This is a genomic window from Oleiphilus sp. HI0125 (assembly GCF_001635355.1).
Genome location: NZ_LWGF01001484.1, coordinates 1 through 1,026, shown reverse-complemented (window position 1 = coordinate 1,026; position 1,026 = coordinate 1). Strand labels below are relative to the sequence as shown.

Genomic DNA, 1,026 nt, shown 5'->3' with positions numbered 1-1,026 from the left:
CGGTTTTCGTTATAAGGAGCGCTAAATAACTCTAAAAAGATTGCCCTACGGATATCGTTGTTAATTTCGTGAGGAGAAGCAGATGTTGCTAGATAGAGTTGGTTTTACCGTTAAAGTTTTACTCGCCTCGATGTTTTTGCTTTTAACTTTGATCGTGATTGCTGAATCAAGCCATTTATCTAAAAGCAAGTTAGACACCCAAATGAGCGTAGTGACAGAAGACCTAGCTCCTGATTCTGGAATCGTCGCAGATATCACTGCAAATATGCTGAACAAACAATTGATCGTGAGTGATTATCTAAAAACCGGTTTAGAGCAAAACATTAGTGACTTCAATCAATTGTCTGAGCAAACGATTCTTATTCTGAACCAAGCAAACGAACGAATCGAAGACCCAAACCGCGTTGCAATTCTCGAAAATATAAATGCTTTGTCACGCAATTATGATCAAGCGTTTATCGGAAGCGTAGTGTCCAATATGAGGGAGCGCAACCGTTTAGTGAATGAAGGAATGAACGTTGCTGGTTCTCAGATTAGAAAAGAGCTCACATATATTCGCGAATCGGCATATAAAGATAATGATATCGTTGCTGCATACTATGCAGGCGTCGTTCAAGAAAACCTTCTACTTGCTCGTCTTTATGCGTTTCGATTTTTAGATGACAATCAAGAAAGCTCCGCTGATCGAGTTCTTAACGAACTAAGTGCAGCGTCGCGAGAACTAAATACCCTTATGCCCGAACTTCAGAACGCAAATCGTAGAGCTGCTGCTGAACGTGTAAGGGAAGGAATACGCAATCACGAAAACGCGTTTAAAGCTGTTTCATCATCGATCTATGATCGAAACACAGTTGTAGAAGCGCAGCTGGTTCCGTTTGGTGCGCAGATCTTTGATGCATCGGTCAACTTACAATCGAGTGTGTTTGACTCGCTTTTAAATGAAGGAGCGATGGCTTCGGCATCGATCAAAGATACTCAACTTACGAATCAGATAATCGTCATCGCAAGTATCGTTCTTGGGCTAAC

Annotated in this window: 1 protein-coding gene; it reads left to right on the top strand. The window is 41.4% G+C overall.

Translation table 11 applies throughout. The features are described 5' to 3' along the window. Nucleotides 1–82: 82 nt before the first annotated feature. On the top strand, nucleotides 83–1,026 hold a 944-nt coding region (locus A3762_RS24985), incomplete at its 3' end, for a hypothetical protein (RefSeq protein ID WP_156493745.1).